The organism is Clostridium bowmanii, from assembly GCF_018861315.1.
GTDB classification, from domain to species: Bacteria; Bacillota; Clostridia; order Clostridiales; family Clostridiaceae; genus Clostridium_AD; species Clostridium_AD bowmanii.
Window position 1 is genome coordinate 1 of sequence record NZ_JAHLDL010000113.1, and the last position, 659, is coordinate 659.

At 38.2% G+C, this 659-nt stretch carries 2 tRNA genes and 2 rRNA genes; all 4 read right to left on the minus strand.

The window, feature by feature from the left end:
- Positions 1 to 87: ribosomal RNA gene (locus KPL51_RS23110) — 23S ribosomal RNA — on the minus strand; the annotation flags it as partial.
- A gap of 177 nt (positions 88 to 264) precedes the next feature.
- Positions 265 to 341 (minus strand) — tRNA-Ile (locus tag KPL51_RS23115).
- Positions 342 to 346: 5 nt separating this feature from the next.
- Positions 347 to 422 (minus strand) — tRNA-Ala (locus KPL51_RS23120).
- A 179-nt stretch (positions 423 to 601) separates the two neighbouring features.
- Positions 602 to 659, minus strand: a 16S ribosomal RNA gene (locus tag KPL51_RS23125); the annotation flags it as partial.

Sequence of the window (659 nt, forward strand, 5' to 3'; positions counted from 1 at the left end):
GCCTACCCAAAGCTTATCGCAGCTTAACGCGTCCTTCTTCGGCTCCTAGTGCCAAGGCATTCGCCATGCGCCCTTTGTAGCTTGACCTTTGTTCTTACCTATTTACATAGATAATTTCGCCTATTAAAATAGACGATCTTGTTTATTTGCATAAACATATTAATTGATTTTGCGAAATTGTATTTAATTTATCTAACCACTTACGTGGTTTCAATTTATTAAAACAACTTATTTCACTGTGCAATTTTCAAAGAACATAAAAAATGGTGGGTCTAAATGGACTCGAACCATCGACTTCTGCCTTATCAGAGCAGCGCTCTAACCAGCTGAGCTATAGACCCATTAATGGTGGAGGTAAAGGGAATCGAACCCTTGACCCCCTGCGTGCAAGGCAGGTGCTCTCCCAGCTGAGCTATACCCCCATTTTAACAATTTTATTATTAGAAAAACTATTTATTAATTTAACTCTAAAAAGTTAACTAAAATTAGTCTCTCAAAATTAAACAGAGAATAGGTTACGAGTAATTACAGTAGACATTTTGAAAAATAAATTAATATTTTTCTTGTTGCATCGACCGAAGTCTTTGCATCTACTCCCTAGAAAGGAGGTGATCCAGCCGCAGGTTCTCCTACGGCTACCTTGTTACGACTTCACCCCA